The organism is Arthrobacter sp. GQ119 (genome assembly GCF_059759125.1).
Genome location: NZ_JCAXEA010000099.1, coordinates 1 through 283 on the forward strand (window position 1 = coordinate 1; position 283 = coordinate 283).

Annotated in this window: 1 protein-coding gene; it reads right to left on the reverse strand. The window is 68.6% G+C overall.

The genetic code is table 11. From position 1 onward, the window contains the following. On the reverse strand, positions 1-283 hold a 283-nt coding region (locus AC6CH3_RS23530), incomplete at both ends, for a transketolase-like TK C-terminal-containing protein (RefSeq protein ID WP_498134723.1).

The window sequence follows — 283 nt, forward strand, 5'->3', positions numbered from 1 at the left end:
GGCCACGAACGGCACCCGGGCCGGTTCGCCGGGATTCAGGAAGGCCTCTTCCTCGGCAGCGAGCCCGTCCCGGCGCAGTTCGTTCCAGGAGGTCACGGACCAGACGTCGGCGGAGACGCCCCAGTCCTCGGCCAGGATCCGCTGGGCTTCGATGGCCCAGGGAACCGAGACGCCGGAGGCCAGGATCTGGCTCTTGGGGCCTGCAACGTCAGACGCCGACACCCGGTAGATGCCTTTCAGGACCCCGTTGACATCGAGGTTCTCCGGTTCGGCGGGCTGGGTT